The sequence below is a fragment of the Spirillospora sp. NPDC049652 genome, from assembly GCF_040675125.1.
Classification (GTDB): Bacteria; Actinomycetota; Actinomycetes; order Streptosporangiales; family Streptosporangiaceae; genus Spirillospora.
Genome location: NZ_JBFAOF010001428.1, coordinates 1 through 1,364 on the forward strand (window position 1 = coordinate 1; position 1,364 = coordinate 1,364).

Below are 1,364 nucleotides of genomic sequence, written 5' to 3' on the forward strand. Positions count from 1 at the left end.
CCCGCGTGGTCGGCGCGGACCCGCGGACCACGTGCGGTGACCCGTCCTGTCCGATCCGCGTCGCGGTCGTCGCGCCGCTCGCCATCGACCGCCACGTGGTGGGGGCGCTGGTCGCCTACGGGCCGCAGCCGTCCGCCACGCGCGTGCGCGCGGTGGGCGAGGTCGCGCGCTGGGTGGCGGGGCAGCTCGAACTCGCCGAACTGGACTCCTCCCGCGCGCGCTTGGCCGAGGCCGAGATGCGGGCCCTGCGCGCCCAGATCTCTCCGCACTTCGTCTACAACTCGCTGACCACGATCGCCTCGTTCGTCCGGACCGATCCCGTGCGCGCGCGTGAGCTGCTGCTCGACTTCGCCGACTTCGCGCGCTACTCGTTCCGGAACCCGCGCGACTTCACCACGCTCGCCGACGAGTTGCGCTCCATCGACCGCTACCTGCTGCTGGAGCGCGCCCGGTTCGGCGACCGGCTGCAGTTCAGCGTCGAGGTGGCGCCGGAGGTGCTGTCGGTCGCGGTGCCGTTCCTGTCCCTGCAACCGCTCGTCGAGAACGCGATCAGGCACGGCATGCAGGGGCGCGCGCGGGACGAGTTCCGGATCCGGATCGTCGCGCGCGACAACGGCGCGGAGGCGTCGATCAGCGTCGAGGACGACGGCGTCGGCATCGACCCGGAGCGGCTCGGCGAGATCCTCTCGCCCAGCCCCGGCGCGCGCGACCGCAGCGGACGCGGCGCGAACGGCGGGGGGAGCGGTGGCGGCGGCCGGGGCGGCGGCGCGGGCATCGGGCTCGCCAATGTGGACGAGCGCATGCGGCAGGTCTACGGCGACGAGTACGGGCTGACCGTGGAGACCGCGCTCGGTGCCGGTACGAAGGTCAACCTGCGGGTGCCGAAGTACCGTCCGGCCGCGTTCCCCGCCTGACCCCTCCGGCCCGGCCGCCGAAGTTACCTGGTGAAACCGATTGCGAACCGACGGTGATGGCGGGCAAGGTCGTCTCATGCTGCGCGTCCTGGCCGTAGACGACGAGGTGCCCGCCCTGGAGGAGCTCTCCTACCTGCTGCGGGAGGACCCGAGGGTGGGGTGGGTCGGCGGCGCGGGGGACGCCGCGTCCGCCCTGCGCGACCTGTCCCGGATGCTGACGGCGGGGGAGCGGCTGGACGCCGTGTTCCTCGACATCCGCATGCCCGGGCTGGACGGGCTGGACTTCACCCGCCTGCTCGCCGGGTTCGCCGCGCCGCCCGCCGTGGTGTTCGTGACCGCGCACGACGACTGCGCGGTCGCCGCCTACGAGCTGGGCGCCCTGGACTACCTGCTCAAGCCGGTGCGCCGGGAGCGGCTCGCCGAGGCCGTCCGCCGGGTGGCCGAGGCGGT

The 1,364-nt window shown here is 74.0% G+C and carries 2 protein-coding genes; both read left to right on the top strand.

The features are described from left to right. Window positions 1-914 (top strand): histidine kinase (locus tag AB0J52_RS40790; RefSeq protein ID WP_500188599.1); only part of this gene is annotated, 914 nt, incomplete at its 5' end. 76 nt (window positions 915-990) lie between these two features. Next, the coding region (locus AB0J52_RS40795; protein ID WP_500188600.1) for a LytR/AlgR family response regulator transcription factor at window positions 991-1,364 on the top strand (374 nt) is incomplete at its 3' end.